The organism is Fretibacterium sp., from assembly GCF_057312375.1.
In genome coordinates, this window is sequence record NZ_DBHLDX010000091.1 from 1,525 (window position 1) to 5,994 (window position 4,470).

Annotated in this window: 5 protein-coding genes; 3 read left to right on the plus strand and 2 right to left on the minus strand. The window is 62.1% G+C overall.

Features of this window, described 5'->3' with window-relative positions:
- Together ACO41U_RS09725 and ACO41U_RS09730 are read right to left on the minus strand one after the other, a co-directional pair.
- Positions 1 to 482, minus strand: a 482-nt coding sequence (locus ACO41U_RS09725; RefSeq protein WP_485943559.1) for a LytR/AlgR family response regulator transcription factor, incomplete at its 3' end; no start/stop codon positions are given.
- Positions 479 to 1,657, minus strand: a complete 1,179-nt coding sequence (locus tag ACO41U_RS09730) for a sensor histidine kinase (RefSeq protein ID WP_485943561.1) — start codon at positions 1,655 to 1,657, stop codon at positions 479 to 481. The genes ACO41U_RS09725 and ACO41U_RS09730, both read right to left, overlap by 4 nt.
- Positions 1,658 to 1,962: 305 nt before the next feature.
- Here ACO41U_RS09730 and ACO41U_RS09735 point away from each other — a divergent pair, with 305 nt between their 5' ends.
- Genes ACO41U_RS09735 through ACO41U_RS09745 form a run of 3 tightly spaced genes read left to right on the plus strand, consistent with a single transcriptional unit; the run spans position 1,963 to position 4,323 of the window.
- A complete protein-coding gene (locus tag ACO41U_RS09735; RefSeq protein ID WP_299076021.1) occupies positions 1,963 to 2,313 on the plus strand; it encodes a Lin0512 family protein in 351 nt (116 codons plus the stop codon).
- A gap of 43 nt (positions 2,314 to 2,356) precedes the next feature.
- Positions 2,357 to 3,316: a thiamine pyrophosphate-dependent dehydrogenase E1 component subunit alpha gene (locus ACO41U_RS09740; protein WP_299076024.1), complete on the plus strand. Its 960-nt coding sequence runs from the start codon at positions 2,357 to 2,359 to the stop codon at positions 3,314 to 3,316.
- 29 nt (positions 3,317 to 3,345) lie between these two features.
- Positions 3,346 to 4,323, plus strand: a complete 978-nt coding sequence (locus tag ACO41U_RS09745; RefSeq protein WP_485943565.1) for an alpha-ketoacid dehydrogenase subunit beta — start codon at positions 3,346 to 3,348, stop codon at positions 4,321 to 4,323.
- Positions 4,324 to 4,470: the final 147 nt, after the last annotated feature.

Genomic DNA, 4,470 nt, shown 5'->3' on the forward strand with positions numbered 1-4,470 from the left:
TCCTCGAGCGCCTCCCTGAGCCCCCGTTCCAGCGCCTCGATGCGCGCAGTCCGGTGAATCTCCTCCTCCCGGCGACGGATGCACTTCTCCACGGCCTCCCGCAGCGCCTGGGCCCTCACCGGCTTGAGGAGGAGGGTGACGACCTCGTCCTCAAGGGCCCGGTTCAGGTTGGCAAGGGTGTTGTGGGCCGTGACGACCATGACTTGGGCGCCGAGCCCTTCACCGCGCAGTTCCTCCAAGGCCAGCATTCCGTTCCCGCCGGGAAGGTTGATGTCCAGCAGCACGATGTCCGGAGAACGTTCCCGGGCAAGTCGCTCGAACTCCGGGACGCTTCCCGCCTCCTCTATCTCGAGCCCCGGGAAAAAGCCGTGAAGCAGCATGACCAGGGCATCGCGCTCCAGCTTCTCGTCCTCGACGACGAGCGCCCTCAGAGGAGGAATGCCGTGGAGTTCGGACTCGAGCAGCGCGGTCTGCGGGATCATGGAAGGTTCACCGGCCTCTCCGGGAGACGCAGCTCGACACGGGTTCCTCCGCAAGGGACGCTTCGGACGTCCAGGGATGCGGACTTCCCATAGTAGAGGCTCAGCCGCTTTCGGACGTTCGCCAACCCCATCCCCTCCCGAAAGCCGCTCGCCTTGAACCCCACCCCGTTGTCCCTCAGGACGACGTGAATGGCATCCCCGTCTTTTTTCGCCGTCAGCAAGAGCCTGCCCTCCCGAAGCGAAGGTTCGAGCCCATGGATCAGGGCGTTCTCCGCCAAGGGCTGGATCAGCATGAAGGGCACCAAGCACTCCCGGACCTCCGGATCCTCCTTGATGAAGAAGGAGAGGCGGTCTCCAAACCGCACACGGTATATGGCAAGATAGCTGCGCACGCACTGGAGCTCCTCGCCGAGAGAGACCAATCCGTGCTCTCCCTGTTCCTGCAGTGTGTAGCGCAGATAGTCCGCGAGCTGCTCGGTCATCTCCACCGTCCTATCCGCCGCCTCGAACAGGGCGAGGCGCGCGATGCAGTTCAGGCTGTTGAAGAGGAAGTGGGGGTTGATCTGGCTCCTCAGAGCCTTCAGCTGGGCGCGGTGAAGCGCGTGCTCCATGCCCGCGCTCTTTTGTCTTTGCTGGGAGAGCAGAAGGCTCTGTTCCAGGATCTTCTGCCGGGCCAGGTTGATCTCGCACAGTTCGACGATCTGGGTGGAGAGCAGGCGTATGATCTCGAGCGCACGTTTCAGCTCCGTCTCATCCATGATGGGGAGTTGTCGATACTTTTCCATCAGGAAAGCGCGCTCCTCGTCGTTTCTCACAAAGGTCCACCGTCTCGAGATGGCCTCGAGCTCCGCGTCGCCGGTGAGCCCGGGCTGGACCTGCCCCGAGGCCAGAAAGCCCGCGAGGCGGCCGTTGATATGAAGGGGGGCGCACAGATCGGTGAGGCCGTTGGAACAGGTGTAAATATGAATGTCCCCCTGTTTCAGCGAGGTCCGCAGGGCCCTTTTGTCGCACGCGTCGCAGATGGCCTTTCCCTTGCGTATCGAGTGCACGTAGTCGCAGAACTCCGAGACGCTCACCAAGATGACCTTCCGCCCCTTCGGGGTCAGCAGGCAAACGCCCACCTGGAAGAGACGGGCAAAACTCCGCAGGAGCTCATTCAGCTTCTCGATGTCCACCGTCTCGTGCCACCACTCGAGGGAGCCGTACTCGAATCCTTCGTTGGGCGCAGCCGTCCCCTTCGTTTTGCCTTGCCCGTCCTGTTCAAATGATATTCTTTCTATTAATATGTTATTTTTTATGATATTGCTTTGTGCCCCCATTGATTTTTCAACTCCTACGGTATAAAATATAGCATAAAGATAAAAAATATGCTATAACTTCGTGCGAATCTTTTTCAAAATCGTAACCGGAGTCATAACTATTGTAGGGTATTTTCGTCGCTTAAAAATAGATTCAATATTGAGGCGGGAGGGGTACGCCAATGAGGCGTTTCATTGTGGAGCTGGGTATGGGGTCGGATCTTCATGGGGGGGATGTCACGAAGGCGGCGATGCGGGCGGTGCGCGACGCCGTATCCAGAAGTTGCCTTTGCGGCCTCTTCGAGGTGGCCGGATTGAAGCGTCCGGAGGACATGTTCATTCACCTGAAGGTGTGCTGCCCCACGCCGGAGCGGCTGGACAGGGAACGGGTGGCCGGGTCGGTTCCCTTCGGCAAGGTGGAGCTCGAGGTTCGGGAGGGAGGGATGGTCGCGGAGGGGATCCAGCTCCCCCAGCTGGGAGAGGGCAGCTCCATCGTGGTGGCGCTGGTGTCCCTGACCGTCTGCGTGGAGTGAATGGCAGGGTTCGAGGTGAATGACAGATTAAGGAGGTAAGGGCATGAAGGTCACGAAAGAGAAACTCTTGGACATGTACAGGACGATGTTCATGATTCGTTCCTTCGAACTGAAGGCGGCCGAGCTCTTCGCGGCCGGAAGGATCCCGGGCTTCGTCCACCTCTACGTGGGGGAGGAGGCCGTCGCCACGGGGGTATGCGCCAATCTGAAGGAGAGCGACTACATCACCAGCACCCACCGCGGGCATGGACACCTGCTGGCCAAGGGGGGCGACGTCAACCTGATGATGGCCGAAGTCTTCGGGAAGGCCTCGGGTTATTGCAAGGGCAAGGGGGGATCCATGCACATTGCCGACGTGAACCTGGGTATCCTCGGGGCCAACGGAATCGTGGGGGCGGGGTTCCCGATTGCCGTCGGCGCGGCGTTCTCATGCAAATACCGTAAGACCGGCGACGTGGTAGTCTGCTTCTTCGGGGACGCAGCCTCGAACCGGGGGACGTTCCACGAGGGGATCAACTTCGCCTCCATCCACAAACTGCCGGTCGTCTTCGTCTGCGAGAACAACATGTACGGCATCTCCAACTATCAGAAGGCGGGCATGAACATCAACGACATCGCGGACCGGGCCGAGGGATACGGCATACCGGGTGCGAGCGTGGACGGCAACGACGTCATGGCCGTCTACGAGGCGGCGAGTGCGGCGATCGAAAACGCCCGGAAGGGCGACGGGCCAAGCTTGATCGAGTGCAAGACCTGGCGTCAGCGCGGTCATTTCGAGGGTGATCCCGGGAAGTACAAGGATCCCGAGGAGCAGAAGAGCTGGGTCGCCAAGGACCCGTTGCCGCGTCTCGAGAAGCGCCTGGAGGAGCTGAAGTACGCGTCCGGGGACGAGCTCGAGTCCATGCGGAAGGAGATCGTTCAGAAGGTCGAGGCCGCGGTCCGGTTTGCGGAGAGCGGCTCCGACCCCGCGCCGAGTGAGCTGCTCACCGACGTGCTGGCCTGAGCGCGTTCCGAAAAGGAGGGGTGAAAACGATGGCTCAGATGAGTTGCAGCGAAGCGATAAGGGACGGCATCCGCATGGAGATGCGCAGGGACCCCAATGTGTTTCTGGCAGGGGAGGATGTGGGGATCTTCGGCGGCTGCTTTGGCGTGACGGCGGGCCTACTGGACGAGTTCGGCAAGGAACGCGTCGTGGACACGCCGGTCACCGAGACGGCGATCATGGGGCTCGGTGTGGGCTCAGCCGCTACGGGGCTGCGTCCGATCGTGGAGATCATGTTCGCCGACTTCATGGGCGTCTGCCTGGACGAGCTCTACAACCAGGCGGCCAAGATGCGCTACATGTTCGGCGGAAAGACGAAGATCCCGATGGTGATCCGTGCGCCCGTCGGCGCGGGTGTCTCGGCCGCGGCCCAGCACTCTCAGTCCAACGAGGCGTGGTTCACTCACATTCCGGGCATCAAGGTCGTCATGCCGGCCTCGCCGGCGGACGCCAAGGGGCTCATGGAGGCCGCCGTCCGCGACGACAATCCCGTTGTCTACCTGGAGCACAAGCTGATGCTGGGGGTGCAGGGCGACGTCCCGGAGGGAGAGTACATCGTCCCGATCGGCAAGGCGGACATCAAGCGCTCCGGCAAGGACGTCAGCCTCATCGCCTGGTCCGCCATGGTGCCGAAGTCCCTTGCCGCGGCCGAGATGCTGGCGGCGGAGGGCATCGATGCGGAGGTCGTGGACCTGCGGACCCTCACGCCCCTTGACAGGGAGACCCTGCTGGGGTCCGTGGAGAGGACCGGACGCGCGGTGGTGGTGCACGAGGCCGTCAAGACCGGAGGGTTCGGCGGGGAGGTCGCCGCCGTCATTGCGGATGAGGGGTTCGGCTTCCTGGATGCCCCCGTCAAACGCGTCGCCGCCCCCGATACCCCCATTCCCTTCAGCCCCGTCCTGGAAAAGCTCTGGATTCCCGACGAGGCGCGTATCGTCGCTGCGGCGAAGGAACTGGTCCGGGGCTGAGCCCCGGATCGGCAGGATACGCGGATGGCAGCGCCCACGACGGTGGGGATCATCGCTAATCCGGCCTCCGGAAAGGATATTCGTCGCCTGGTCGCCTACGGTACGGTCTTCGACAATCAGGAGAAGGTGAATATCGTCCGCAGGGTG